22 protein-coding genes and 1 tRNA gene are annotated in these 25553 nt (G+C 75.9%); 8 read left to right on the top strand and 15 right to left on the bottom strand.

The window, feature by feature from the left end:
- Nucleotides 1–60 precede the first annotated feature (60 nt).
- Nucleotides 61–939: an undecaprenyl-diphosphate phosphatase gene (locus tag ACLQ14_RS04680; RefSeq protein ID WP_425810399.1), complete on the bottom strand. Its 879-nt coding sequence runs from the start codon at nucleotides 937–939 to the stop codon at nucleotides 61–63.
- 25 nt (nucleotides 940–964) lie between these two features.
- Here ACLQ14_RS04680 and ACLQ14_RS04675 point away from each other — a divergent pair, with 25 nt between their 5' ends.
- Nucleotides 965–1948: an aldo/keto reductase gene (locus ACLQ14_RS04675; protein ID WP_425810397.1), complete on the top strand. Its 984-nt coding sequence runs from the start codon at nucleotides 965–967 to the stop codon at nucleotides 1946–1948.
- 104 nt (nucleotides 1949–2052) lie between these two features.
- On the opposite strand, the gene ACLQ14_RS04670 is transcribed toward ACLQ14_RS04675, so the two are convergent.
- The gene (locus ACLQ14_RS04670) at nucleotides 2053–2394 is read right to left on the bottom strand and encodes a primosomal protein (RefSeq protein WP_425810395.1); all 342 of its coding nucleotides are present in this window, start codon (nucleotides 2392–2394) and stop codon (nucleotides 2053–2055) included.
- 66 nt (nucleotides 2395–2460) lie between these two features.
- Between ACLQ14_RS04670 and ACLQ14_RS04665 the strand changes: the two genes are divergently transcribed.
- Together ACLQ14_RS04665 and ACLQ14_RS04660 are read left to right on the top strand one after the other, a co-directional pair.
- Nucleotides 2461–2673: a DUF5703 family protein gene (locus tag ACLQ14_RS04665; RefSeq protein ID WP_425810393.1), complete on the top strand. Its 213-nt coding sequence runs from the start codon at nucleotides 2461–2463 to the stop codon at nucleotides 2671–2673.
- 28 nt (nucleotides 2674–2701) lie between these two features.
- Nucleotides 2702–3562, top strand: coding sequence for a fructosamine kinase family protein (locus ACLQ14_RS04660; RefSeq protein WP_425810391.1), 861 nt, complete (start codon nucleotides 2702–2704; stop codon nucleotides 3560–3562).
- 25 nt (nucleotides 3563–3587) lie between these two features.
- On the opposite strand, the gene ACLQ14_RS04655 is transcribed toward ACLQ14_RS04660, so the two are convergent.
- The 8 genes from ACLQ14_RS04655 to ACLQ14_RS04620 form a co-directional block, all read right to left on the bottom strand.
- A complete protein-coding gene (locus ACLQ14_RS04655; protein WP_425810389.1) occupies nucleotides 3588–4931 on the bottom strand; it encodes a M20/M25/M40 family metallo-hydrolase in 1344 nt (447 codons plus the stop codon).
- Between the two features lie 86 nt (nucleotides 4932–5017).
- On the bottom strand, nucleotides 5018–7192 hold the full coding sequence (locus ACLQ14_RS04650; protein ID WP_425810387.1) for a M3 family metallopeptidase: 2175 nt from the start codon (nucleotides 7190–7192) through the stop codon (nucleotides 5018–5020).
- Between the two features lie 28 nt (nucleotides 7193–7220).
- Nucleotides 7221–8471: an AI-2E family transporter gene (locus ACLQ14_RS04645; RefSeq protein WP_425810385.1), complete on the bottom strand. Its 1251-nt coding sequence runs from the start codon at nucleotides 8469–8471 to the stop codon at nucleotides 7221–7223.
- Between the two features lie 165 nt (nucleotides 8472–8636).
- Nucleotides 8637–8721 (bottom strand) — tRNA-Leu (locus ACLQ14_RS04640).
- Nucleotides 8722–8864: 143 nt separating this feature from the next.
- Nucleotides 8865–9440, bottom strand: coding sequence for an HNH endonuclease (locus ACLQ14_RS04635; protein WP_425810383.1), 576 nt, complete (start codon nucleotides 9438–9440; stop codon nucleotides 8865–8867).
- A 193-nt stretch (nucleotides 9441–9633) separates the two neighbouring features.
- The gene (locus ACLQ14_RS04630; protein ID WP_425810381.1) at nucleotides 9634–10233 is read right to left on the bottom strand and encodes a DUF1684 domain-containing protein; all 600 of its coding nucleotides are present in this window, start codon (nucleotides 10231–10233) and stop codon (nucleotides 9634–9636) included.
- Complete coding sequence (locus tag ACLQ14_RS04625) at nucleotides 10230–11279, bottom strand: alpha/beta hydrolase (protein WP_425810379.1); 1050 nt, start codon at nucleotides 11277–11279, stop codon at nucleotides 10230–10232. The genes ACLQ14_RS04630 and ACLQ14_RS04625 overlap by 4 nt, the downstream gene beginning before the upstream one ends.
- 44 nt (nucleotides 11280–11323) lie before the next feature.
- Nucleotides 11324–12223: a hypothetical protein gene (locus ACLQ14_RS04620; RefSeq protein WP_425810377.1), complete on the bottom strand. Its 900-nt coding sequence runs from the start codon at nucleotides 12221–12223 to the stop codon at nucleotides 11324–11326.
- A 109-nt stretch (nucleotides 12224–12332) separates the two neighbouring features.
- Between ACLQ14_RS04620 and ACLQ14_RS04615 the strand changes: the two genes are divergently transcribed.
- The 3 genes from ACLQ14_RS04615 to ACLQ14_RS04605 all read left to right on the top strand — a co-directional run bounded on the left by ACLQ14_RS04615 (nucleotide 12333) and on the right by ACLQ14_RS04605 (nucleotide 15348).
- A complete protein-coding gene (locus ACLQ14_RS04615; protein WP_425810375.1) occupies nucleotides 12333–13139 on the top strand; it encodes a metal-dependent hydrolase in 807 nt (268 codons plus the stop codon).
- Nucleotides 13140–13566: 427 nt separating this feature from the next.
- Complete coding sequence (locus tag ACLQ14_RS04610; RefSeq protein ID WP_425811617.1) at nucleotides 13567–14406, top strand: serine protein kinase RIO; 840 nt, start codon at nucleotides 13567–13569, stop codon at nucleotides 14404–14406.
- Between the two features lie 21 nt (nucleotides 14407–14427).
- Nucleotides 14428–15348 (top strand): hypothetical protein, encoded by a 921-nt coding sequence (locus tag ACLQ14_RS04605; RefSeq protein WP_425810373.1) that lies wholly within the window; start codon nucleotides 14428–14430, stop codon nucleotides 15346–15348.
- A 133-nt stretch (nucleotides 15349–15481) separates the two neighbouring features.
- On the opposite strand, the gene ACLQ14_RS04600 is transcribed toward ACLQ14_RS04605, so the two are convergent.
- Genes ACLQ14_RS04600 through ACLQ14_RS04590 form a run of 3 tightly spaced genes read right to left on the bottom strand, consistent with a single transcriptional unit; the run spans nucleotide 15482 to nucleotide 21622 of the window.
- Nucleotides 15482–18973, bottom strand: coding sequence for an error-prone DNA polymerase (locus ACLQ14_RS04600; RefSeq protein ID WP_425810371.1), 3492 nt, complete (start codon nucleotides 18971–18973; stop codon nucleotides 15482–15484).
- Nucleotides 18966–20687 (bottom strand): DNA polymerase Y family protein, encoded by a 1722-nt coding sequence (locus tag ACLQ14_RS04595; RefSeq protein ID WP_425810369.1) that lies wholly within the window; start codon nucleotides 20685–20687, stop codon nucleotides 18966–18968. Before ACLQ14_RS04595 ends, ACLQ14_RS04600 begins: the two co-directional genes overlap by 8 nt.
- Nucleotides 20688–20692: 5 nt before the next feature.
- Nucleotides 20693–21622: a hypothetical protein gene (locus tag ACLQ14_RS04590; RefSeq protein ID WP_425810367.1), complete on the bottom strand. Its 930-nt coding sequence runs from the start codon at nucleotides 21620–21622 to the stop codon at nucleotides 20693–20695.
- A 156-nt stretch (nucleotides 21623–21778) separates the two neighbouring features.
- Here ACLQ14_RS04590 and ACLQ14_RS04585 point away from each other — a divergent pair, with 156 nt between their 5' ends.
- Both ACLQ14_RS04585 and ACLQ14_RS04580 read left to right on the top strand, forming a co-directional pair.
- Nucleotides 21779–22330, top strand: a complete 552-nt coding sequence (locus tag ACLQ14_RS04585) for a YbhB/YbcL family Raf kinase inhibitor-like protein (RefSeq protein WP_425810365.1) — start codon at nucleotides 21779–21781, stop codon at nucleotides 22328–22330.
- A 53-nt stretch (nucleotides 22331–22383) separates the two neighbouring features.
- Nucleotides 22384–22947 (top strand): YbaK/EbsC family protein, encoded by a 564-nt coding sequence (locus tag ACLQ14_RS04580; RefSeq protein WP_425811615.1) that lies wholly within the window; start codon nucleotides 22384–22386, stop codon nucleotides 22945–22947.
- A gap of 94 nt (nucleotides 22948–23041) precedes the next feature.
- Here ACLQ14_RS04580 and ACLQ14_RS04575 read toward each other — a convergent pair whose 3' ends face one another.
- Both ACLQ14_RS04575 and ACLQ14_RS04570 read right to left on the bottom strand, forming a co-directional pair.
- Entirely contained in the window at nucleotides 23042–24271 is a 1230-nt protein-coding gene (locus tag ACLQ14_RS04575) for an RtcB family protein (protein ID WP_425810363.1), read from the bottom strand.
- 225 nt (nucleotides 24272–24496) lie between these two features.
- Entirely contained in the window at nucleotides 24497–25489 is a 993-nt protein-coding gene (locus ACLQ14_RS04570) for a siderophore-interacting protein (protein WP_425810361.1), read from the bottom strand.
- Nucleotides 25490–25553 lie beyond the last annotated feature (64 nt).

The following is a 25553-nucleotide window of genomic DNA, read 5'->3' as shown; positions in this document are numbered from 1 at the left end:
CCTCGCCCCGGCCCGCGTCCGGGACTCGCCGGCCCGACGACGGCACCCGCGGCGAGCGCGTCAGACGGCGCCGGCGAGGTTCCCGACGGGCTCGAGCACGCCCCCGAGGAGCAGCAGCGCGACGAGGACGGCGAGCCCGAGCCGGTACACGACGAACGGCTTGTACGAGAACGTCGAGACGATCTTGAGGAAGCCGATGATCACGACGTACCCGACGAGGAACGACACGATCGTCGCGACGAGCGTGGGGCCGAACCCCGGTGCCCCGGCGACGCTGTCGCCGCCGACCGACTTGGCGAGCTCGAACAGCCCGGAGCCGAGCACGGCGGGCACCGCGAGGAGGAACGAGTAGCGGGCGGCGGCCTCGCGGGTGAACCCCATGAGCAGACCCGCGGTGATGGTGCCGCCCGACCGAGAGACGCCGGGGATGAGCGCGAGGGCCTGCGCGAACCCGAACGCGGTCGCGCGGCGCGGCGTCATCTCGTCGAGGGTCCGCACGTGGGCCCCGCGCCGGTCCGCCCAGCCGAGGATCAGGCCGAACACGGCCAGCGTGATCGCGATGAGCCACAGGTTGCGGAAGTGCGTCTCGATGGCGTCCTGGAACGCGAGCCCGAGCACGATGATCGGCAGCGAGCCGAGCGCGATGTACCAGGCCATGCGCGCGTCGGGGTCGTGGGCGCCGAACCGGGCCGCCCGGTCCGCGCCCTGCTTGCCCGTGACGGCATGCCACCAGGCCACGCAGATCCGCTTGATGTCGCGGCGGAAGTACAGCAGGACGGCCGCCTCGGTGCCGATCTGGATCATCGCCGTGAAGGCGGCGCCGGGGTCGCCCGCGCCGATCAGCTCCCCGACGATGCGCAGGTGCGCCGAGGAGGACACCGGCAGGTATTCGGTGAGGCCTTGCACGAGGCCCATCAGGATGGCTTGCCACATCGACACGGGGCGCCACGATACCCTGCCGCGCATGGAGCAACGCCTCGTCGGTAGCAGCGGTCTGCGGGTGTCGGAGCTCGGCCTCGGGACCATGACGTGGGGACGGGACACCGACGCGCTCGACGCCGCCGACCAGGTTCGGGACTTCCTGGACGCCGGCGGCACGCTCGTGGACACCGCCGCGTCGTACGGCGGCGGGGACGCCGAGCGGGTGCTGGGGTCGCTGCTCGACGGCCAGGTGGACCGGGCCGACGTCGTGCTGTGCACCAAGGCGGGCCTCGTCCGCGGTCGCGACGGCGTCCGGGCGGACACCTCCCGCCGCTCCCTGCTGGGCGGCCTCGACGCCTCGCTCGCCCGCCTCGGCACCGACCACGTCGACCTGTTCGTCGTGCACACGCCCGACGCCGCCACCCCGCCGGGCGAGGTCGCTCACACCCTGCAGCACGTCGTCTCGTCCGGGCGCGCCCGGTACGTCGGGGTGTCGAACCACCCCGCGTGGGCGTCGTCGCACCTGACCGGGCTGCTCGCCGGCACGCCGGCGCCCCTGGTGGCCCTGCAGCTCGAGTACTCGCTCGTGCGGCGGGACGCCGAGCGCGACGCGCTGCCGGCCGCCCGAGCCCTCGGGCAGGGGCTGCTCGCGTGGTCGCCGCTCGGGCGCGGCGTCCTCACCGGGAAGTACCGGGGCGCGGTGCCGTCCGACTCTCGGGCGGCGTCCCCGCACCTCGGCGCCTTCGTGTCCGAGCACCTCGACGCGCGGGCGACGGCGGTCGTGGAGGCCGTCGCTACAGCGGCGGCGGGGCTGGGGCGCGCGCCGCACGAGGTGGCTCTCGCCTGGCTGCTCGCGCGCACCGACGTGGCGTCGGCGGTCGTCGGCGCCCGCACCCCCGCGCAGCTGCGCGCGTCGCTCGCCGCCCTCGACCTCGCGCTGCCCGCGGAGCTCTACGACGCCCTCGACGACGTGTCCGCGCCCGACGCCGGACAGCCCGAGCGCTGGGACGGCGCCGCCCCTCTCTGACAGGGCGTCGCCGGCAGGCGCAGGACGGCGCAGCGCGACCGCCCGGCAGGGTCAGGTCGGCGCGGGGCCCGGACGGGCTCGGACCGGCTCAGCGTGGGCTCGGCTCAGCGGGCGCGGAACGCCCGCTCCTCCTGGTCCCTGTCCTCGTCGAACTCGTGGTCGTCGTCGTGGTGCTCGTCGTCCTCGTCGTCGTCGTCGTCGTCGTCGTCATCATCATCATCGTCGTGCTCGTCGTCCTCGTCGTCGTCCTCCACGAGGGCGAACGGCAGCACCTCGCCGAACGACTGCAGGACCGCCTCGTCGTACACCTCGAACGCGTCCGCGAGGACGTCGTACGCGTCGTCGACGGCGGGGTCGTCGTCGCTGCGGCGGGCAGCGATCGCGTTGTAGTGCGCCTCGAGCGCGGCGACGAGACGGTCCAGGGCGGCGCGCGGGTCAGCGGTCATATGCGAACGGTAGCGCCGGGCGGGGCACAATGGACAGTCAACTGGTCCGGCACCCGAGGAGGCCCCATGTCCCACCGGTCGCGTCGCACGTCCGAGTCCCAGTACGAGTACCGGACGATGCGCTTCGACCGGGGCACGAGCCGCGCGGACGCGCGCCGTGCCCTCACCGAGGAAGCGGAGTACGGACGGTGGGAGCTGCACCGCACCGTGCTCTACGTCGGCGGCGAGCGTCGCGTGCAGCTGCGCCGCCGCATCATCCGCGTGCAGTCCACGCTCTGAGCCGCTCGTCCGCCCGCGCGTGACGGCCGTGCCCGCGACCCCGGCGCCCGACGGCGCGACCTTCCGCAAGCAGCGTGCCGACGCCCCCGCGGGGTTCTTCCGGTGCGAGGCGGCGGGTCTCGCGTGGCTCGGGGACGCGTGGCGCCCGCTGGTGCCCGACGGCCCGAGCGGGCCGCGCGTCGTGCGCGTGAAGGGCGTGGGCGACGGCCACCTCGACCTCGAGCGCATCGAGCCCGCTGCGCCGACCGCCGACGCCGCCGCACGGTTCGGGCGTGAGCTGGCCGTCCTGCACGACGCCGGGGCCCCCGCCTGGGGCAGCCCACCGCCCGGCTGGTCGGGCGACGCGTTCTTCGGGCCCCTCGACGACCCGCTGCCCCTGCCGACCGGCGCGTGGGACACGTGGGCGGCCTTCTGGGGCGAGGCCCGGCTGCGCCCCGTCGCCGCCCAGGGGGTCACGCGCGGCGCGCTCGCCCGGCCGGACGCCGACGGGCTGCACCGGCTCGCCGACCGGGCCGGGCGCTGGGACACCGGCGAGCCGCCCGCGCGCGTGCACGGGGACCTGTGGTCGGGCAACGTGCTGTGGGCACCCGCGACCGCGACGACAGGCGGCGCCGACGGGTCCGGCGGCACCGGCGCGGTGGAGGCCGTCCTGATCGACCCCGCCGCCCACGGCGGCCACCGCGAGGCCGACCTCGCGATGCTCGCCCTGTTCGGCGCGCCCCACCTCGACGTCGTCCTGGCCGCCTACGACGCCACCCACCCGCTCGCGCCGGGCTGGCGGCGCCGCGTCGCCTGCCACCAGGTGTACCCGGTCGCGGTGCACGCGGTGCTGTTCGGCGGCGGGTACGTGACCCGGCTGCGGGGCATGCTCGACGCGCTGCTCGCGTGACTGGCAGCAGGGGTGGCGGCGGAGTTCAGCAGGTCGCGAGGAACCGGTCCAGCACGCGCACCCCGAAGCGCAGCGCGTCGAGGGGCACGCGCTCGTCGACGCCGTGGAACATGCCCGCGAAGTCGAGGTCCGCGGGCAGGCGCAGCGGCGCGAAGCCGTAGCCCGTGATCCCGAGCCGCGACAGCGACTTGTTGTCCGTGCCGCCCGAGAGCGTGTACGGCAGCACGGAAGCGCCCGGGTCCTCCGCGAGCAGCGCCGCCGACATCGCGTCGACCAGGCCGCCCGAGAAGGGCACCTCGAGCGCGACGTCCCGGTGGATCGTCTCGAACCGCACGCCCTCGCCCGCGAGCGCCCGGAGCTGGGCCTCGGCCTCGTCCTCGTGGCCGGGCAGGAACCGGGCGTCGATCGTGGCGGACGCGCTGCCCGGCACGACGTTCGCCTTGTACCCGGCGTCGAGCTGGGTGGGGTTCGCGGTGTGGCGGACGGTCGCGCCGACGAACGCCGAGGCAGGCCCGAGCGCGGCGACGAGGCGGTCGACGCCGTCGGGGTCGTGCGGGTCGTAGGGCAGCCCCGTGAGGTCGGCGACGCCGCGCAGCAGCGCGTCCACGGTGGGCGTGAGGCGCAGGGGCCAGCGGTGGGCGCCGATGCGGGCGACGGCCCCGGCGAGCCGGGTCACGGCGTTGTCGGCGTTGACCTGGGAGCCGTGGCCTGCCTTGCCGTCGGCGACGAGGCGCAGCCACCACAGGCCCTTCTCGGCGGTCTGGAGGAGGTAGGCGCGGTGCCCGTCGACGTCGACGCTGTACCCGCCGACCTCGCTCACGGCCTCCGTGGCGCCCTCGAAGAGCTCGGGGCGCTCGTTCACGGCCCACTGCGCCCCCTGCACGCCGCCGGCCTCCTCGTCCGCGAAGAACGCGACGACGAGGTCGCGGGCGGGCTTGCGGCCCTCCCGGATCGTGCGGCGCAGGACCGCGAGGATCATCGCGTCCATGTCCTTCATGTCGACGGCGCCGCGGCCCCACAGCATGCCGTCGCGCTCCTCGGCCGCGAACGGGTCGACGCTCCAGTCGTCCGCGCGCGCCGGCACGACGTCGAGGTGACCGTGCACGACGAGCGCGGGCCGGGTGCGGTCGGCGCCCTCCACCCGGGTCACGACGCTGGTGCGGCCCGGCGCGGACTCGAAGACGTCGACGTCGAGCCCGACCTCGGCCAGGAGCGCAGCCACGTGCTCGGCGGCAGCGCGCTCGCCGGGCCCGGAGCCGTCCCCGTAGTTCGACGTGTCGATGCGGAGCAGGTCGCGGCAGATGTCGACGACCTCGTCCTCCGCCGAGGGCACGGGCGCGGGGGGCTGGGTGGCGTGCGTCGCGGTCATGGGGTCACGCTACCCGCCGCCCACGGGCGCCCCGCCACGGCGGGGCGGGGCGTCCGCAGGGCGGTCGGACGTGACGGCGCCGGGCCTCAGGCGAGCCCGCGGCGCTCGAGGAGCGGAGCGATCTCCGGGTCGCGCCCGCGCAGCTCGCGGAACGCGTCCATGGGGTCGGTGCCCCCGCCGCGGGCGAGGAGGGTGCGCCGGAACCGGTCGCCGTTCTCGCGGCGCAGGCCGGCGTTCTCGCGGAACCACTCGACGGTGTCGGCGTCGAGGACCTCCGACCAGATGTAGGCGTAGTAGCCGGCCGCGTAGCCGCCCCCGAACACGTGGTTGAAGTAGGTGGAGCGGTAGCGCGGCGGGACGGGCGCGTAGTCCACGCCCACCGCGGCGAGGGCGGCCGCCTCGAACGCGGCGACGTCGCCCGCGTCCGTGGGGACGTCGCCCGGGGCCAGGCGGTGCCACGCCTGGTCGAGGAGCGCGGCCGCGAGGTACTCCGTCGTGGCGAAGCCCTCGCCCCACTGCCGGGTGGCGAGCAGGGTGTCGACCCAGGCCGACGGCATGGGCTCCCCGGTGACGTGGTGGACGGCGTAGGCGCGCAGGATCTGCGGCTCCCAGGCCCACATCTCGTTGACCTGGGACGGGTACTCCACGAAGTCGCGGGGTACCTCGGTGCCGGACCGCGACGGGTAGCGCACGTCGGAGAACAGGCCGTGCAGCGCGTGCCCGAACTCGTGGAACAGGGTGATGACGTTGTCCCACTCGAGCAGCGTCGGGCTGCCCGCGGGCGGCTTCGGGATGTTGAGGTTGTTGACCACCACGGGACGCTGCCCGAGCAGGTGGTTCTGGTCCACGAGGTTGTTCATCCACGCGCCGCCCCGCTTGGACGCGCGCGTGTAGTGGTCCGCGAGGAACAGGCCGACCCCCTCGCCCGGGGCGCCCGGGCCGCCGCCCGGCGCCGCGGTCGCCTCGTCGAACACCTCGAAGACGCGCACGTCCGGGTGGTAGCCGACCAGGTCGTGCCGCTCCGCGAACACCAGCCCGTAGAGCAGGTTCGCGGCGCGGAAGACGCCGTCCTGCAGGACGCGCTCGAGCTCGAGGTACGGGCGCAGCGCCGTCGCGTCGAGGTCGTGGCGGGCGGTGCGCAGCCGGTCGGACAGGTAGGCCCAGTCGCTCGCCGCGACGTCGTCCGCGCCCGGCCTGTCCACGGCGGTCACGTCGAGGGCGGACCCGCGGGCGTACGCGGCCAGGTCGGCGCCCTCGCGGCGCGCGTTGGCGACCGCGGGCGGGGCGAGCCGGGCGAGCACGTCGGCGACGGCGGCGCCGGTCCGCGCGGTGCCGTCCGCGGCGGTGTAGTCGGCGTAGTGGGCGTACCCGAGGAGCCCGGCCTTCTCGGCCCGCAGGCGCGCGATCTCGAGCAGGACGGCGCGCGTGTCGTGGTCTCCCCCGGTGCCCCGCGACTCGGCGGCGGCCTGGACGCGGGCCCGTGCGTCCGCACGGTCCAGGCTCGCGACGACCGACTGCTGGGTGGGCAGCTGCAGCTCGAGCAGCCAGGGGCCGCGCTCGGCATCGGCGTCCTCCCCCGTGGCGTGCCCCGCGTCGCGGGCGGCCTGCGCGGCCGCGGCGACGGCGTCGTCGGGCAGCCCGGCGAGGTCGGCCGGGTCGGTGACGAGGACGGCGGCCGCGTTGGACGCCGCGAGCAGCGTCCGCCCGAAGCTCGCCTCGAGCGAGGTCAGGCGGGTGTTGAGCTCGCGCAGGCGCGCCTGGTCGTCGTCGTCGAGCGCGACCCCGGCGCGGGCGAAGCGCTCGAGGGTCCGCTCGAGGAGCCAGGCCTGCTGGTCGTCGAGCGCCACCTCGCCGGACGCGGCCCGGTCAGCGAGCGCCGAGAAGCGCGCGTGCAGGTCGCGGTCCATGTAGATCGCGTCCTCGTGGGCGGCGAGCTCGGGCGCGAGCTCGGCCTCGACGGCCTCGAGCTCAGGCGTCGAGTCGGCGCTCAGCACGTTGAAGAAGGCCGTCGCGGCGCGGCGCAGGAGCTGGCCGGTGCGCTCGAACGCGTCGAGGACGCTCTCCGCGGTCGGGGGCTCGCCCTGCGCGGCGAGGGCGCGGACCTCGGCGAGCTGCTCGGCCATGCCGGCGCGGGCGGCGGGCAGGTGGTGCTCCGCGCGGATCGTGGCGAAGTCGGGGAGCTCGTACGGCAGGCCGGACGGCGCGGCGAAGGGGTTGGCTGGGTCGAGGGCGGGTGCGGCGTCGGACGTCATGCGCCCCATCGTCACACGAGCGACCCGGGCGACCTTCTCAGTCCGCGGGCTCCGTGTCCGGCTGCGGCTCGACGTCGTGCGCGGCCTCCGCCCGGTCTCCCTCGTCCATCGGCGGGTCGGGCGTGTGCAGGCGCGAGTAGACGGACCAGGTGACGGCCACCAGCGGCACCGCGATGATCGCGCCGAGCAGCCCCCCGATCAGGGTGCCCGCGGTGACGCTGCACGCGACCACCACCGGGTGCAGGGAGACCTGCCGGCCCATCACGAGCGGCTGGAGCACGTGGCCCTCGAGCTGCCCGATCATCGCGATGCCGATCCCGACGAGCACCGCCGACCACACGCCGTGGGTCGCGAGCGCCACGATCATCGCGACGACCATCGCGAGGGGCGCCCCGATCAGGGGGATGAACGCGCCGATGAACACGAGCACGGCGAGGGGGGCTGCCAGCGGGACGCGCAGGATCGTCAGCCAGATCCCCGCGAGGATGCCGTCGGTCAGCGCGATGATCACGGTGCCGCGGGCGTACCCGGAGAAGGTGTACCAGCCGGCGCCGCCCGCCGCCATGAGCGGCTCGCGGCTCCCGGACGGCATCTGGTTGAGGAACCAGGTCCACATCTCGGTCCCGCGCGCGAGGAAGAAGATCGTGCAGAAGATCGCGAGGGCGAGGCCGGTGAAGACCTCGGCGACGGAGCCCGCCTGCGAGAACGCGGTGCTCGCGATGTCGCCCGAGTGCTGGGTGAGCCACTCGCGCCCCCGGTCGACCCACGTGTTGAGGTCGCTGAGCTGCAGGTTGAGGTGGAACGGGCTGCCGTTGAGGAAGTCGAGGATCTGCTGGAGCCCGGCGTTGAACTGCTCGGCCAGGTCGGCCCACTGGCCGGCGACCGAGGCGACCACGTAGGTGACGAGCCCCCCGACGACGGCGATCGCGAGCAGGAGGGTGAGCATGACGGCGAGCCAGCGCCACATCACCCGCTCGAAGAGCTTGACGACGGGCCGCAGCACGGACGTGAACACGAACGCGACGAACAGCGCGATGAACAGCAGGCGCACCTGGCTGGTCGCCCAGAACACGAGCGCGACCGCGACGATGATGAGCAGGAGGCGCCAGATCCACCCGGCCATGGTGCGCAGCCACAGCGGCACGGGCTCGGGGGTCACGCCGACGACGCTCGGGTTGCGCCGCGCGCCCGCCACGCGGCGGGCCGCCGGGCTGACCCCCGCGGGCGGCTTGGACCCCGGCGACGGCGCGCCCGTCGTCGCCTGGTCCCCCGCGGCACCGTTCGTCATCTGACCACCCTCCGTCGTCGGAGGTCCCAGTCTGCCGCCCGGGGAGGACGAGTGCAGCGACACGCGCCGAGACTCGCGGATCACCGCGAGGAACGTCACCGCCCGGGAACGCCGAAGGCCCCGACCGTTCCCGGTCGGGGCCTTCGGTGTCGCTGTCTCAACGAGTGTCCGGAGGGGGACTTGAACCCCCACGCCCGATAAAGGGCACTAGCACCTCAAGCTAGCGCGTCTGCCATTCCGCCACCCGGACAGGTGATCGACCTCGAGGTCAGCTCCGGGTTCTCACCGGCGCTTCCCGTCGGGGCGCGGGTAGAAACATAGCACGAAGCGGGGGCAGGTTTCGAACCCCCGGACGACGTCCGGACGACGTCCGGGAGCGGCCCGCCGCGGACGTCACCCGCGCCCGACGAGGTCCCACACCATCCGCTGCAGCGTGCTCGCGTCGCGGGGCGGGTGGGGCTCGAACAGCAGCCTCATGCCGGCCTCCTCGGGGGTGCTGTCGGCCTTGCGGTTGTTGCAGGGCGCGCAGCAGGCGACCAGGTTCGTCCAGGTGTTGAGCCCGCCGCGGGACTGCGGCACGACGTGGTCGATCGTGGTGCCCCGGCCGCCGCAGTAGGCGCACGTGTGCTTGTCGCGCGCGAGGACCTGGCTGCGGCTCGCGGTCTCGGTCGTGGCGCGCACGTCGTACGGGACGAGCACGTAGTGCCGCAGCGCGACGATGGTCGGCCAGGGCAGCGTCAGGTGCCGGGAGTGCACGAACCGGTCGGGCGCCGCCTGGACGACGTCGACCTGCTCGTTGACGAGCAGCGTGAGCGCGCGCGGCGTCTCGACGAAGCACAGGACCTCGTAGGAGGCGTTGAGGAGCAGCGTGCTCGACCGGACGAGCCGGTCGGCACCCGCGAACCGGTGCGCGGGCGCGGGCTGGCGGGCTGCCGCGTGCGCGGTCCAGCCCGTCGTCGTGCGCGTCATCGCCGTCACCTCCCCGGTCCTCCGAGCGGGCGGAACGGCCCGCTCTCCCGAGTATGGGCCGCCGCGGCGCGCCGCGACGAGCACATTCCGGCCCCGGGGCGCACGTGTCGCCGGATCGTCACGTCCCGTTCCCACGCCCGTCGCAGACGCGCGGTACGCCCGACACGTGCGGGGCCGGCCCGCCGCGGGCCGGCTAGAGCCGTTCGCCCGCCTCGACGGGCACGCTCGTGCGGTTGCCCGCCGGAGCGAGCGGGCACACCCAGCGCGGGTCGTACCGGCACGACGGGTGGTAGGCGAAGTTGAGGTCGACGACGAGCGTGTCGTGGGCGCCGCCCAGGTCCGCGCCCTTCGCGGTGTCGAGGAGGTAGCGGCCTCCCCCGTACGAGCCGGACCCGGCCGTGCCGTCCCGCAGCGGGAGGAACAGGCCCCCGCCGTACTGCGCGAGCCACCACACGTCCAGCGCGCCGACGTCCGGCACCTCGACGCGGCCGACCCGCTCGAGCGTCGTCGTCCCGTCGTCGCCGGTCCCGAGCGCGAGGGACGCGGGCTCCGCGGCGAGCACCGGGAGCTCGAACCGCAGCGCCGGGTCGTAGGCCCAGTACGGCAGGCCCGACGCGCGGAGCGGGTCGTCCGCCGGCAGCGCACTCTGCGGGTGCTCGCGGAACAGGCGGTCGCGACCCTCGCGCCAGTCCGCGTGCGCGGCCGCCGGGTCGGCTGCGGCACGGTCCCGCACGTGCGCGTACAGCTCGGCGACGCGGCGCCGCCAGTCCGTGAGCTCCAGGTGACCGCTCATCCGCCCACCCTCGCACGGACGAACGCGACCATCCGCTCGAAGGCCGCCGCGCCGTCGTCGGTGTCGAGCTCGAGCTGGTACTCGTGGCCGAGCGGCGGCCCGCCGCCGTCCCCGGGGAACAGCGGCTCCACGGCGACGCCTTGCGCCGCCAGCAGCTCCGCGAACGCGCGCGACTGCGGCTCGAGGGGGTCCGCGCCGCCCGCGGTGACGAACGCGGGCGGGAACGCGGGCGTGACGTGGGCGCCGACGTCGACCGACGCGAGGAACTCGGGGTCGTCGCGGAACTGCCGGCGGCCCGAGTACGCCCAGCCGATCGCGCCGAGCACGTGCCGGAACGGCCCGTCGTCGGGCACCTTCGTGAGGTCGTAGATGCCGCAGCACAGCACGGCGCCCCGCAGCGCGTCCGCCGCCACGGGCTGCTCGACGTCGAGCAGCCGGGCGTACGCCGGGGTGGTGAGCGCGGCCGCGACCTGGGCAGTGATCTGGGCGCCCGCGGAGTCTCCCGCCAGCACGACGCGCGCCGGGTCCACGTGCAGGCGCCCCGCCTCCCGCACGACGTGCGCGAGCGCGGCGACGACCTGCCGGACGGGCCCCGGGTAGCGGGCCTCGGGCGCACGGTCGTAGCCGACCGCCACCACCGCGAACCCGCGGGCCGCGAGCGTGCGCAGGTAGCCGGCGAGCTCGTCCTTGGTCCCGCCGACGAACGCCCCGCCGTGCGTCCAGACCACCACGGGAAGTGCCCGGCCGGCGCGCGCCGCGCCCTCCGGGACGTACACGTCGAGGCGGGCGAGCGGGCCGTCGCCGTAGCGCTCGTCCAGGACGGCGTCCACGGGCGGCGCCTCGGCGAGCTGCCGCGCCGCGCGGTCGACCGTCGAGCGCGCGAACAGGTGCCGCACGAGCCGGCACGTGGGGCGGGGCGAGACGACGAGCGTCGCGCGCAGGCCCGCCGCGACCGCGCCGAACGCGACGCGCTGCCAGGGCCTCGGCCGGAACCGCTCGTCCTCGCCGGTCGGGACGACGCCCTGCGGCGCTGTCTGCGAGGTCACGCGCCCATCATCGCCGAGCGGCCCGGCGCCGGCGCGACGAGCGGCTACCGGCCCGCAGCGAGGGCCGCGAGCGCCGCGTCGTCGACGACGAAGCCCTCGGCGTCGAGGACCGTGCCGCCGAGTCCGTCGCGCAGGGCGCGCGCCGCACGCACGAGCCACGGCGCGGCCCGGCGCAGGGAGACCAGGTCGAGGGGCGCGTCGTCGTCGGGCAGGGGCGGGTGCCAGGTGATCGTGCAGGTGTGGGGGCCGACGCGGCGCCAGTCGACGGTCCGGAGCGCGGGCGGCATGCCGGCGCCTGCCGCGCCGGGCCGCACGACGACGGAGCCGTCGTAGTCGAGGTCGTGGCGGAGGGCGTCGGGGTCCGCGGAGGGGCTCGCCGGGGTGCGGACCGGCTGCGCGAGGGGCAGGGCGTTGTGGAGGAGCGCGGCGACCCCCGCGAGGTCGGCGGGGCCGGGCGCGTAGACGGTGAGCGGCACGAGCGCGTCGTACGGCCGCGGCGCGACGACCTCCGTGCCCACGACGACGGCGCCCCCGGCGTGCCGCGCGGCAGCGGTGGCCCACGCGGTCGCGGTGGGGTCGGCCGGCACGCTGTAGGTGTCGACCTCGGGCCGGAGCCGGGCCCGCGCGACCGCGGCCGCGGCCACCGCCCCTCCGGGCGCGAGCGGACCCTCGACGACGACGCCGGGCGCGAGCTCGAGGCGGGGGACCACGACGGGCGCCTCGGCGCGCGCCCCGCGGAACCGTGCGCCCACCGCGACGACGGGAAGCGTCCGCGACCGCGCGTCGGCGGGGCTGACGAGCCAGCGCGCCCCCTCGTACCACGCCCCGGCGAGCGCGAGCACGTCCGCGCCGGCGGGCACGACGAGGTGCGGCGGCAGGCCGGCGTCGCCGGCGGTCCGTCCGGCGAGGGTCGGGCCCGGGCCCGTCACGGCGTGCGTCGTCATGGCGTGACGGTAGACGCCACGTGCTGCCGCCGTGTGTCGGGTGCGCTACGTCCGTGTGACGCCACGAGCGATTTGGACCGGTCGGTCCCGGGATGGTCGAATCCTCACCATGATGGGTGGGCACCACGCCGCGACGGGCGCGGCCGCATGGGTCGCGGCGACGGCGACGGCACCGTTCGCGTTCGGCTGGTACCCCGTCTCGCACGTCGGCGTGGCGACCGGGGCCGTCGTGTGCGCGGGCGCGGCGCTCCTGCCCGACGCCGACCACCACGACGGCACGATCGCCAACTCGCTGCCCCCGGTCTCGCACTGGGTGTGCCGGGGCGTGAGCGCCGTCTCGGGCGGGCACCGGCACGCCACGCACTCGATCCTCGGGGTCGCCGTCTTCACCGGGCTGGCGTGGCTGCTGGGCCACTGGCGCATGACCGTGGACGGCTTCGGCGTCGTCGACGTGGGGGCCGGGGTGCTCGCCGTGCTGCTCGTGTCGTACGCGCTGAAGGCGCTCCACCTCGTGCGCGGGAAGGTCGCGCCGTGGCTCGGCGCGCTCACGATCGCGACGCTCGTCGCCTTCTTCTCGCCGACCGAGTGGACGTGGCTCCCGCTGGCCGTCGGGATCGGCTGCAGCGTGCACCTGGTCGGCGACCTGCTCACGACCGGCGGGGTCCCGCTGCTGTGGCCGATCCGGCACCGTCCGCCGCGGTGGTGGGCGAGCACGAACGTCCTCAACGACGTGTGGAAGCGCGGCGGCAACGTCGCGCTCCCGATCCTCGGCGACGCCGGGTCGCGACGGGAGTGGACGCTCCTCGTGCCCGTCAGCGCGTACGCGGTGCTCGGTGTCGGGTGGGCGCTGCTCGAGCAGATGGGCTTCGACACCGCCGACGCGTACGCACGGGTCGCCGCGACGGTCGGTCACTAGCGTCGGACGAAAAAGAGCTGGCGGCCGGGCCGGCTGCCGTGGGAGGTTGCGTCGGAAGGCCCCGACCAGCGGGGTCCTGGGACCGAGGAGGTGCGTCGTGGCCGATGTCCTGACGCGCGCCCGTGCGCGCACCCGCCACCCCCTCCCGTACCGGAGCCCCGCGCGCTGACGCCCGGGCTCCGTCTGCCCCAGGAGCCCCACCGTGTCGTACTCCGACGACCTCCGCCCGTCCTTCACCGATTCCTTCTCCGACCGTTCCTTCTCCGAGCGTCCCCGGCGCGGCTCGCGCCGCGAGCGCTGGGACGACGGCGAGCCCTCACTCGTCCACCGGGCCACCCGCGGTCACGCCGGCGGCTCACGCGATGAGCTCGAGGGCGTCGGCCGTGACGGCGTCGACGTCGTCCTCACCGCTGACGACAGCCCTGCGCTGCTGCCCGACGACCTCGGCCCCGACCGGCGCTGGTCGACCTGGCACAGCGTGGAGAAGGGCGCCCGCGGCCCCGACCCCGTACCGTCCTGGCTCGTGACCGCCGACGCCGCGATCGACACCGAGCTCGGCGTCCTCAAGACCGGCAAGGAGGCCGACGTGTTCCTCCTGCGCCGCGCCGTCCCCGACGACCCGGCCGCGCCGCGCACCTGGCCGGACGCGGCGTCGTCGTGCCTGCTCGCCGCCAAGCGGTACCGCGCCCGCGAGCACCGCGCGTTCCACCGCGACAGCGTCTACACCGAGGACCGGCGGGTGCGGCGGACGCGCGACCAGCGCGCCCTCGACCGCAAGTCGTCCTGGGGGCGTCTCGTGGCACAGAGCCAGTGGGCGTCGGCGGAGTTCGCCGCGCTGGGCGAGCTGTGGTCCGCCGGGGTGCCCGTGCCCTACCCCGTCCAGGTCGACGGGACCGAGGTGCTCATGGAGTTCGTCGGCACCCCGGACGGCGACCGCGACGACGCCCCCACCGCGGCGCCGCGGCTCGCGCAGACCCGGCCCGGCCGCGAGCTGCTCGAGCACTACTGGGCGCAGGTCGAGGACGCCATGACGACGCTCGCCGGCCTCGGGTACGCGCACGGCGACCTCTCCCCCTACAACGTGCTCGCCGACGGCGACCGGCTCGTCGTGATCGACGTGCCGCAGATCGTCGACCTGGCGGCCAACCCGTTCAGCACGGACCTGCTGCACCGCGACTGCCGGACCATGGCCGGCTGGTTCACCGCCCGGGGACTCGCGGTCGACCCCGACGAGCTCCTGGCGCGTCTGCTCGCCGCCGCGTGGTGAGGTCGCGCTACCGTTCCGACCGTGACGCAGCACCACCCCGCCACGGCGCACCCGCCCGACCCGCCGCCCGAGCAGGCTCCCCGCGCCGCGCTCGGATGGGCGATCGCGCTCGCGCGGTTCGTGGCCGACGGCGACCCCCGCGCCCTCGAGGCCGGGGCCCGGCGCATCGGGGCGTCCCGCCGGTGGCTCCTCCCCGTCGCGTGGGCCGCCGGGACGCTCGTACTCCTGCTGCGCGGGATCCGGCTGCTGGTGCTCAACTGGCGGCTCACGCTCGTCCAGCTCGTGCCCGCGGTGTGGGTGTGGGTCGTGATGTGGGACCTCAAGCAGCACGGCCTGCGTGGGGCCCCCTTTCGCGAGCTGCACGCGCCCGGCGTGCTCACGCTCACCGCCCTGTGCGTCGCGGCGAGCATCGCTGCCCTGTGGTGCAACACCGTCTTCGCGCACGCCATCGAGGCGAGGCCGCCCCGGATCGCGCCGGCCGCCCGCCGCGCACGCGAGGCGACGGGCCGCATCGTCGCGACCGGGGTGCTCGTCGGGGTCGTCCTCGGCGCGGCCGCGTTCGTCGTCCCGCGCGCGGGCTCCGTGCTCCTCTACCTCGTGACGCTGGGCGCCGCCCTCGCCGTCATGCTCGGGCTGTTCGTCGCGGTACCCGCCCGGATCATCGGGGCCTCGAAGCAGCGCCTGCCGCTCCGGGAGACGCTGGGCGGCTGGATCGCGGCCGGCGCGCTGAGCGCCGTCGCGATGACCCCGGGTTTCATCCTGGACCGGATCGGCCTGGTCCTCCTCGGCGTCGACGGCTTCCACATCCTGGGGTTCCTGCTCCTGTCGGTGGGCACGGCGCTGTACGCGGCCGGGATGTCGTCGGTGCGCGCCGTGAAGCTCACCGTCAAGCTCGGCGGGTGGACCGACGTCGGGCCGGAGGGCGACCGGCCACCCGCCTGAGCGTCGTGTCGCCGACGGTGACGTCCCGCTCGTCGACGGTGGCGTCGCGTGGCCATCGACGAACCCGGCCTCACCGCGGGCGCGCGGGGAGCCGACTCGATGCGGAGGCGGGACGGACGCGCCCCGAACACGCTCAGTGGAAGTCGCGCGACGCCGACGGCACGCGCAGCGACAGCGGCGCCAGGTGCTCGGCGAGCAGGTTCGTCGCGTCGTCGGCGCGCTCGACCTTGCCCCGCACGACGAGCGCCGCCGAGGTCCGCGCGATCTTCTGGAACCGGCGCCACAGCCCCTGCGTGCAGATGACGTTGAGGATCCCGGTCTCGTCCTCGAGCGACAGGAACGTCACGCCGGCCGCGGTGCTGGGCCGCTGCCGGTGCGTCACGACGCCGGCGACCGCGACGCGCCGGTCGGGCTCGTGGACGAGCACGTCCGCGACCCGCAGGACGCCCTGGGCGGCGAGCCCGTCCCGCACGAACTCGGTCGGGTAGCTGTCCACGGACACGGAGGTCGCCCACACGTCGGCGACGGCCGTCTCGACCGCGCTCATGCCGGGCAGCGTGGGCGCCTCGACCCCGACCGAGACGCCGGGCAGCCGGTCGGGGCCCTCCTGGGACAGCGCGCCCGCCGCCCACAGCGCCTCGCGCCGCGTGACCCCGAAGCAGCCGAGCGCCCCGCCCGTCGCGAGCGCCTCGAGCTGCGCCGTCGTCAGCCGGACCCGGCGTGCGAGGTCGCGCAGGTCCGCGAACGGGCCGCGCGCGGTCCGCTCGTCGACGATCTGCTGCGCGAGGTCCTTGCCGACGCCGCGCACCTGGGCGAGACCGAGCCGGACGGCGAACGGGTGGCCGGAGAAGTCGAACGCGGAGCCCTCCGGCGACGCCGAGCCCTCGCGCAGGGAGCCGGCGGCGACCTGGCCACCTTCTCCCGTGCCCTCGACCTCCACCTGAGGGTCAGCGTCCGCACCCTCGACCTCAGGTCGAGCCTTCGGCTCGATCACCGCCTGAGCCCTGGACGCGAGGACGTCGGGACGCCGCACGACGAGCCCGTGCCGCCGCGCGTCGGCGGCGAGGGACTGCGGGGAGTAGAAGCCCATCGGCTGCGCCGCCAGCAACCCCGCGTAGAACGCCGCGGGCCGGTGGACCTTCATCCACGAGCTCGCGTACACGAGGTACGCGAACGAGTACGCGTGCGACTCGGGGAAGCCGAAGTCCGCGAACGCCTTGAGCTTGTCGTAGACCTCCTCGGCGTCCGCGCCCGTGATCCCGTTGCCGGCCATCCCGGCGAGCAGCCGGCCGCGCAGCTCCTCCATGCGCTCGACCGAGCGCTTCGAGCCCATCGCCCGGCGCAGCCGGTCCGCCTCGGCGGGCGTGAAGTCCGCGATGTCGATCGCCATCTGCATGAGCTGCTCCTGGAACAGGGGCACGCCCTTCGTGCGCCCGAGGGAGCGCTCGAGCTTGGGGTGCAGGAACGTCACGGGCTTCCTGCCCCGGGCCCGGTCGATGTACGGGTGCACGGACTGCCCCTGGATCGGGCCGGGCCGGATGAGCGCGACCTCGACGACGATGTCGTAGAACCGCCGCGGCTGCAGGCGCGGGAGCGTGGCCATCTGGGCCCGCGACTCGACCTGGAAGACGCCCACCGTGTCGGCGGCGCACAGCAGGTCGTAGACGAGCGGGTCGTCCTGCGGCAGCCCGTGCAGCGTGAGCGCCTCCCCCGTGCGCTCGCGGACCTGCTCGAACATGATCCGCAGGGCCGTGAGCATCCCGAGACCCAGCAGGTCGAACTTCACCAGCCCCGCGTCGGCGCAGTCCTCCTTGTCCCACTGCAGGACGGTGCGGCCCTCCATGCGCGCCCACTCGACGGGGCACACCTCGATCACCGGGCGGTCGCACATGACCATGCCGCCCGAGTGGATGCCCAGGTGGCGCGGCAGGCGCAGCATCCGCTCCGCGAGGTCGAGCACCGGGTCCGGGATGCCGGACAGGTCGTCGACCGTGACCCGCGGGGTGCGGTCCCGGCTCCCCCACGGGGTCTCGACGATCTGCCCGTTCCGCAGGCTCCCCCAGCGCTCGATCGACTTGCTCCACGCGTCCTGCTGCCCGACGTCGTACCCGAGCGCGCGGGCGGCGTCGCGCACCGCGGAACGCGGCCGGTAGGAGATGACGTTCGCGACCTGCGCGGCGTGCCGGCGGTCGAACGTCGCGTAGACGTGCTGGATGACCTCCTCGCGGCGCTCCGACTCGATGTCCACGTCGATGTCGGGCGGGCCGTCGCGCTCGGGGGCGAGGAACCGCTCGAACAGCAGGCCGTGCCGCACGGCGTCGACCGCGGTGATCCCGAGCGCGTAGCAGACCGCGCTGTTGGCCGCCGAGCCGCGCCCCTGCGCGAGGATCCCGTGCTCGGTGCAGAACGTCACGATGTCGTAGACCACGAGGAAGTAGCCCGGGAAGCCGAGCTGCTCGATGATGCCGAGCTCGTGCTCGATCATCGCGTAGGCGCCGGGCACCCGCTCCGCCTCGGGGGGCCCGTACCGGTTGTCCGCGCCGACCCGCACGAGCTCGCGCAGCCAGCTCGCCTCGTCGTGCCCGTCCGGCACCGGGTAGGGCGGGAGCTGCGGGGCCAGCAGGTCGAGGTCGAACGCGCACTCGGCCGCGAGCGCCGCGGCGTTGGGCACGGCGTCCGGGCGGTCGCGGTGCAGGGCGAGCATCTCGGCGGCCGAGCGCAGGTGCGCGGCGGGCGCGGCGGGCAGCCAGCCGTCGAGGTCGTCGAGCGAGGAACGGGCGCGGACGGCCGCGAGCGCCCCCGCGAGGTCGGCGTCGGCGGGGCTCGCGTAGTGCACGCCGCCGGTGGCGACGAGCGGGAGGCCGGCCTCGTCCGCGAGGGCCGCCAACGCCTCACAGACCGCGTCGTCGTAGGGGTGACCGGTCCGGGTCACCTCGACCGCGACCGCGTCGCGGCCGAAGGCGTCGGTGAGCCGGGCGAGCTCGGCGCGCGCGTCGTCGTAGGCGGCGGCGGTCACGACGCCGGGCGTGGTCCCCCGGGGGCCCTGCGACCGGCGCGGTCCGTGGCCCGTGCCCCACCCCCGGGTGAGGGCCGAGCGGACGGTGCCCTTGCGGCAGCCGGTGAGGATCAGCCACTCGCCGCCCGACCGGTCGGCGAGGTCGCCGAGCCGGTACGTCGCCGCGCCCTTGACCCCGGCCTCGAGGTGCCCCTCCGCGATGGCGGCGGACAGGTTGCGGTAGCCCTGCGGGCTGCGCGCGAGGACGAGGAGGTGCGTGGCCCGCGGGTCGGGGACGCCGGTGGGCGGGTCGAGGGCGCCCGTGGACGGGTTGGCGTGCGGGTCCAGCAGGCCGTCGGGCCGGGCAGCGGCCTGCACGGGCAGGTGCAGCTCCGCCCCGAACACGGTGGGCAGGCCGACCCGGCGCGACGCCTCCGCGAACTTCACGACCCCGTACAGGCCGTCGTGGTCGGTGAGCGCGAGCCCGGCGAGGCCGAGCCGGTGCGCCTCGCCGACGAGCTCGGCGGGCTGGTTCGCGCCGTCGAGGAAGCTGTAGGCGGAGTGGGCGTGCAGCTCGGCGTACCGGGGCTCGTCGGCATGACGGGGCTCGGGCGTGCGGGAGTCAGTCATACAGCGCCTCCAGCCGCCAGCCGGTCGTGCCGGTGCCCGTGCCCGCACCCGTCGCGCCCGCACCCGTCGTGCCCGCACCCGTCGTGCCCGCGAGCAGGGCGGCGCGGCCGTCGTCGAGCACGACCTGGAGCCACGCGCCGCGGCGCGCCTGGGGCGACCACCAGCGCTCGTCGAGCAGCCACGGACCCGCCCACTGGTGCACGGCCCGACGCCGTGCCTCACGAACCTGTTCGCCGGGGCCCGGGGGTGCGGGCTCGACGAGCGTCGCCGGCGGCGCGCGGAGGCCGCCGCGGTCGTCCACCGCCACGGGCCGGCCCCTCGGGTCGAGCAGGACGACGTCGACGGGCTCGGGGAGGACGCTCGCGGGCGACGGCTCGGGCAGGGCGCCGGGCCAGGGCCGGTCGGCGGGGCGTGCAGGGGGCGCCGCGTCGCCCCAGGGCGCGACCTGGACGCGTTCGCGCGCGTCGCGGCCGCCCTGGAGCCGGACGCCGAGCACCTGCTCCCCGCCGAGCAGCCCCTGGACGCGCTCGAGCGCGCGCAGGGCGCGGGCGTCCTGCCCGCTCGACGCGCCCCACAGGCCTCCCTGGTGGGCGCCGGCGCGCACGACCTCCTCGGCCGTGAGCCCGAGGAAGACGATCGGGGCGGGACGCGGCTCGTCGGAGCTGGTGCCGGTGCGACGTCCGCGCCGTCCCAGCGCGGCGGACGTGAGCCACCCCTCGAGCTGCCAGCGCACCCGGTCGGTCAGGCGGGCGGCGGACAGCCCCCCGATCGCCTCGTCGTCGCAGCGCCAGGCGCGCACGAGCTCGGTCGGCGTCCCGTCCACCGGGTCGACCGCGCGGGCCTCGATGCGAAGGCGCCCGCACGTGACCCCGCCCCGGACCAGCAGCTCGTAGAGCTCCTCGGCGAGCGACCGGGCGACGAACGCCGCCGTGTCGACCCGTTCGGCGGGCGGGTCGAGCTCGCGGCCGACCGCGAGGTCCGGCTCGATGCGCCGCCGCGCCGCCGGGCGCAGGTCCTCGCCGCGGGCCAGTCGGTGCGCCCAGGCGCCGAGCGCCCCGAACCGGGTCTCGACGTCGGCCGCGGGCAGGGCGCGCAGGTCGGCGAACGTGCGCAGGCCGAGGCGGCCCCACAGGTCGACGAGCGCCGCGACGTCGCCGACGGCCCCGGGGACGGTCGCCGCGTGCAGGAGGTCGCCGAGGGGGCGCGGGTCGGTGAACGCGAGCGCCGTGCCGCGCGGCACGACCCGTTGCTCGCGGGCCGCGAGGACCGCCGCGAGGATGCCGTCCGCGACGCCCACGTGGCACTCGTGCCCCGCCCCCCGCGCGACGGCGTCCGCGAGCGCCTCCGCGAGCGCCTCCTCCGACCCGTGGTAGCGGGCCGGGCCGTCGGCGGGCAGCAGGAGCAGACCCGGCCGGGCGACCTCGAGGCCGGCGACGACGGTCTCCGCGGCCGCGGCGACGGGCTCGAACTCGCGGACGTCCCGGACGTCGTCGGCGGCGAGGAGCACGAGCTCGGGGCACGCCTGCTGCGCCTGGCGGCGGCGCATGCCGCGGCGCACGCCCCGGGCGCGGGCGAGCGCGGACGCGGCGAGGATGCCATGTCCGTCGTGGACCGCGGCGGGCCGGTCGACCTCCAGCCCAGCCGCGGTCAGCGCGGCGAGGACCGGCCAGTCCGGCACCCACACGACGGCGGTGCGCGCGGCGACGAGGCCCATCGCGCTCACCCGACCAGACGCAGGTCGGGACGCCCGGGCCGAGCCGCAGGGGCGTCGTCGAGCACCACGGGGACGGGCGCGGCGGCGTCGGGTGCAGTGGTGTCGGGAGCCGCGGCGCGGTCGCGGAAGGACGCGGCCCCGCGCGAGCCGAGCGGGAGCGCGACCTCGAACCGGCCCGGGGTGCACCCGGCGCGCCCGGTCCGCTCGACGACGACGCGCTGGCGGCGCAGCCAGCCCGCGCCGGCCTGCGCCCCGGACCAGCCCTCGGGGGCGGCGTCGAGGACGACGTGGGCGCCAGGCCACGCGGTGGCCGCCAGGAGCACGGTCCCGCGCTCGCGGGCGCGGGCCTGGAGGCGGCGGCGGTCGGCGTCGGCGAGGGCCGCCCCGGGGCCGACGATCACGACGTCCATGCCGTCGAGGAGCGCCGCGAGGGCCACGGGGGCGTCCAGGCCGGGGTCGGGCACGAGCGCCAGCCGGTCGAGGTCGACCCCGGCCTCGGCGGCGGCCACGAGCCCGAGCGCGGGCAGCCCCACGACGGCGGCCCACGCCCCGTCCGCCGACGCCCGCGCGAGCAGCGCGAGCAGCAGGGAGCGCGAGCCCGTGACGACGACGGTGCGGCCGCGGCGCAGGACGCCGCCGGGCAGGAGGTGCCGGACGCCGGCGGCGACCGGCAGGTCGGAGCCGGGAGTCGTCGAGCGGCCGGGCGCCTCGAGGGGTTCGCGCAGCGAGACCGGCTCGGCGGGTTCGGCCGGTGCGACCGCCGGCGCGGCGGCGCCGGCCGGCCCCCCGGCAGAGGCCACGGGCTCGGCCCAGGTGCGCACCCAGTCCCGCTCGGTCGCCGCACGCCGGACGCCCGTCCGCTGCTCGGCGCGCGCCAGGACGGTGCGGGCCAGCGCGGCCCGGTCCAGGGCCGCGGGGGCGTCGAGGAGGGTCATCGCTCCTCCTGGTGGTGCGGTGGTACGGGCGAGGCAACGTTCGAACACCTGTTCGAACAACACCAGTCAACGCCCTCCCAGGGGTCCCCGTCAACCGGAGCCTCCGAGGCGCGCGAACGGCGGGCCGAACCGCGAACCATGTCCCAGAATGGGCTCATGGACCTCACCCGACCCCTCGCCCCCGAGCCCTACCCGCTGCTCCCCCCGGTCCCGTCGTTCTCGCTGACGAGCAGCGACGTCGCCGAGGGGGAGCCGATCGACCGTCGCTTCACGGTCGACGGCGAGAACCTGTCCCCCGCGCTGTCCTGGTCCGGGTTCCCCGAGGGCACGCGGTCGTTCCTGGTGAACCTGTTCGACCCCGACGCCCCGACGCCGGCGGGCTACTGGCACTGGACCCTCGTCGACGTGCCCGCGTCCGTGACGTCGCTGCCGACCGGTGCGGCGACCACGACCGGCCCCGCCTCGCTCCTCGCCCTGCCGGACGGCGCGTTCCAGGTCAGCAGCGACGGCGGCACCGACGGCTACGAAGGTGCCGGCCCGCCCCCGGGCGACCGCCCCCACCGGTACGTGCTCGCGGTCCACGCGCTCGACGTCGAGCACCTGGGCGTGGACGCCTCCACGAGCGCGACCGCGGTCGCGTTCAACGCGCTGTTCCACACGCTCGCGCGCGCGACCCTCACCGGCACCTACGCCCGGCCGGCGGCGTGAACGAGGCAGCGCCTGCGCCGTCGGGCGGCGGGAGCACCGTGGCGCCGTCCGCCCTGCAGGTCGGCACGCTGACCTGGGAGCCCGCGCTCGCCCACCCGGACCTCGTGGCGCCCCCGGTCCACGCGGCGCTCGCCCGCTGGGCCGAGGCGGTGCCCGACGTCGCCGAGCTCGTCGTCTGCGCCGAGATCGACCCCGCCAACGCCGACACGGACGAGATGACGGCCGCGTACGAGATCCCGTTCGAGCTGTCCGCGAACTGCGTGCTCGTGGCCGGACGGCGCACCGGTGAGGAGCGCATCGCGGCGGCGGTCGTGCGCGCGACCACCCGCGCGGACGTCAACGGGCGCGTCAAGGCGCTGCTCGACGTGCGCAAGGCGTCGTTCCTGCCGACGGACCGCGCGGTCGCGGAGTCGGGCATGGAGTACGGCGGCATCACGCCGATCGGCCTGCCGGGCACGTGGCGCGTGCTCCTCGACCCGCTGGTCGTGGCCGCGGGGTCGGTCGCGTGCCTCGGCTCCGGCGCCCGGCGCTCGAAGCTGGTGCTGCCCGGGGCCCTGCTCGCCACCCTGCCCGGCGTGGAGGTCGTCGCCGGGCTCGCGCTGCCCCGCGCGTCGTGACCACGCCCCTCCCGCCGAGCACGGGATCCCGGTCCGTCTGAGTGAGCAGACCGTCGAGGATCCCGTGCCCGAGGGGCGACGACCGCGTGGTCGGTCAGTCCCCCTTGACGTTCACGAGCTGGCGCAGCACGTGCCGGACCTCGACGAGCCCGGCCGCGTCGGCCATGACCTGGTCGATGTCCTTGTACGCCGCCGGGATCTCGTCGAGGAACGCGTCGGTGTCGCGGTACTCGATGCCCGCCATGGCCTCGCGGAGCTGGTCGCGCGTGAACGTCCGGCGCGCGGCGCTGCGTGAGTACAGCCGCCCCGCGCCGTGCGGGCTCGAGCACAGCGACCGCGGCTCGCCCTTCCCGACGACGACGTACGACGCCGTCCCCATCGAGCCCGGGATCAGCCCCGGCTCGCCCGGGTAGGCGCGGATGGCACCCTTGCGGGAGACCCACACGTCCTTGCCGTAGTGGCGCTCCTTCTCGGTGAAGTTGTGGTGGCAGTTCACCTGCTCGGTGCGCTCGACGTCCGCGCCCATGTGCTCGGCGAGCTGGCGGACGACGCGGTCCATCATCTCCTCGCGGTTGAGGCGCGCGAACTCCTGAGCCCACCGCAGGTCGCGGATGTACGCCCAGAACTCGTCCGTCCCCTCGACGAGGTACGCGAGGTCCTTGTCCGGCAGCGGGATCCACCAGCGCCGGCACAGCTCGGCCGCGACCTTGATGTGCCGCTGGGCGATCTTGTTGCCGACGCCGCGCGAGCCGGAGTGGAGGAACAGCCAGACCTGGCCAGTCTCGTCCATTGTTGCCTCAGCAAAGTGATTTCCGGATCCCAGGGATCCCAGCTGCAGGCGCCAGTTCCCGGTCACGGCGTCCGGGTCGACGCCCGACGACGCGGCGAGCGCCTCGAGCTCCACGACGCGCGGCGCGGCCGTCGCGACGATCTTGCGGTTGTAGGACCCCGCCGACAGCGGGATGGCCCGCTCGATCGCACGGCGCAGGTCGGCGAGCGACCCGGCCGACCGGACCTCGTCGGCGGTCCACTGCGTCCGCACCGCGATCATGCCGCAGCCGATGTCGACGCCGACGGCCGCCGGGATCACGGCACCGAGGGTCGGGATGACCGAGCCGACGGTCGCGCCGAGGCCAAGGTGCGCGTCGGGCATGAGCGCGACGTGGGGGAAGACGAACGGCATCGAGGCGGTGCGCTCGGCCTGCTCGCGCGTCGTCGGCTCGAGCACGGACGCCCAGCTCAGGAGCGTGGGGCCGAGGGTCGCGGGGAGCGTCGGGTCGTTCGAGGCCCGGGGTTCCGTGGCCCCGGCGTGCTGGGTGGACATGTCGCACGATCCTGCCAGGACGGCGGGCGCCGGGCGACGGATTTCCCTGACCGAGTGCGGGGCGCTCGCGGCGTGTCCGGCCGCCGAGCGCGTGCTCTCCGCCCGTCGAACACGGGCTGGCCGCCCGTCGAACACGGGCTGGCCGCCCGTCGAACACGGGCTGGCCGTCCGTCACGCCGAGCAGACGGGCGCAGAGCCCGTGCTCGGCAGGAGGCCGGGTACCCCTCACATCTCGGGGCGGCCCTGCCTCCAGTAGCCCATGAACGCGACGGCCTTGCGGTCGATGCCGCAGTCGCGGACGAGGTGGCGCCGCAGCGTCCGGATCACGGACGCCTCGCCGGCGAGCCAGGCGTAGAGCGGGGCGGTCGGCGCCAGCGACGCGCCGGCGGCGTCGACGGGGACCTCCCACAGGAGCTCGCTGTCGACGTCGACCTCGGGCAGCTCCTCGGCGCTGCCCCGGCAGCCCGCGAGGATCCGCGCGGACGCGGCGTGCACGAGGGGGACGAGCCGCTCGCCGTGCGCGGCGCCGTCGCGCACGACCCACGTGAGCGTGACCCCGGCGGGGACCACGAGGTCGAGGACGTCGGCGGCGCAGGGCACCTCGAGCAGGACCTCGCCGCGCACGGCGTGGCCGTCGGCGACACGGGTGGCGAGGTGCTCGAGGATCGCGGCGACGGCCGGCGTGGCGGTCTCGTCGCCGACGACGAGGAAGGTGTCGGCACCGACGCCCGGCGCGAACTCGACGCCGCCGTAGGGGCCGCCGTGGCGGCCGTCGGGACCCATGAGGACGACCTGGTCCCCGGGGCGAGCGGAGAGCGCCCACCGCGCGGCGGGGCCGGTCTCGCCGTGGAGGGCGAAGTCGACGTCGACCTCGGCGGGGAGGCCGGGGATCCCGCGACGCACGGACCGCACGGTGTAGGTGCGCAGGACGCAGCGGTGCTCGTCGGGCTGGGCGCGCCAGACGCCGAACCAGTCCGCGTCGCGCGGCAGGTGGGCGTAGCCGCTGCTCGGCGCAGGCAGGACGAGCTTGACGCGCTGGTCGAGGCCGCCGGAGTCGAAGTCGTCGAGGCCCTCGCCGACGAACGTCACACGCAGGAACGTCGGGCTGATCCGCTCGGTCCGGGCGACGACGACGTCGTAGAACCGCCACGGGGAGGACGGGGCGTCGGGCGCACCGTCCTCGGCGACGTCGGGGCGGGTCGCGGTGTCGACGCTCATCGGGCGGTGCCCTGCGTGCTCGTCTCCACGGTGTCCTCCTGGGTCATGTAGGTGAGCCTAACCT

The sequence above is a fragment of the Luteimicrobium sp. DT211 genome (genome assembly GCF_049844995.1).
GTDB lineage: Bacteria > Actinomycetota > Actinomycetes > Actinomycetales > Cellulomonadaceae > Luteimicrobium.
Note: the sequence above shows the minus strand (reverse complement) of the source record. Positions and strands in the feature narration are given on the sequence as shown.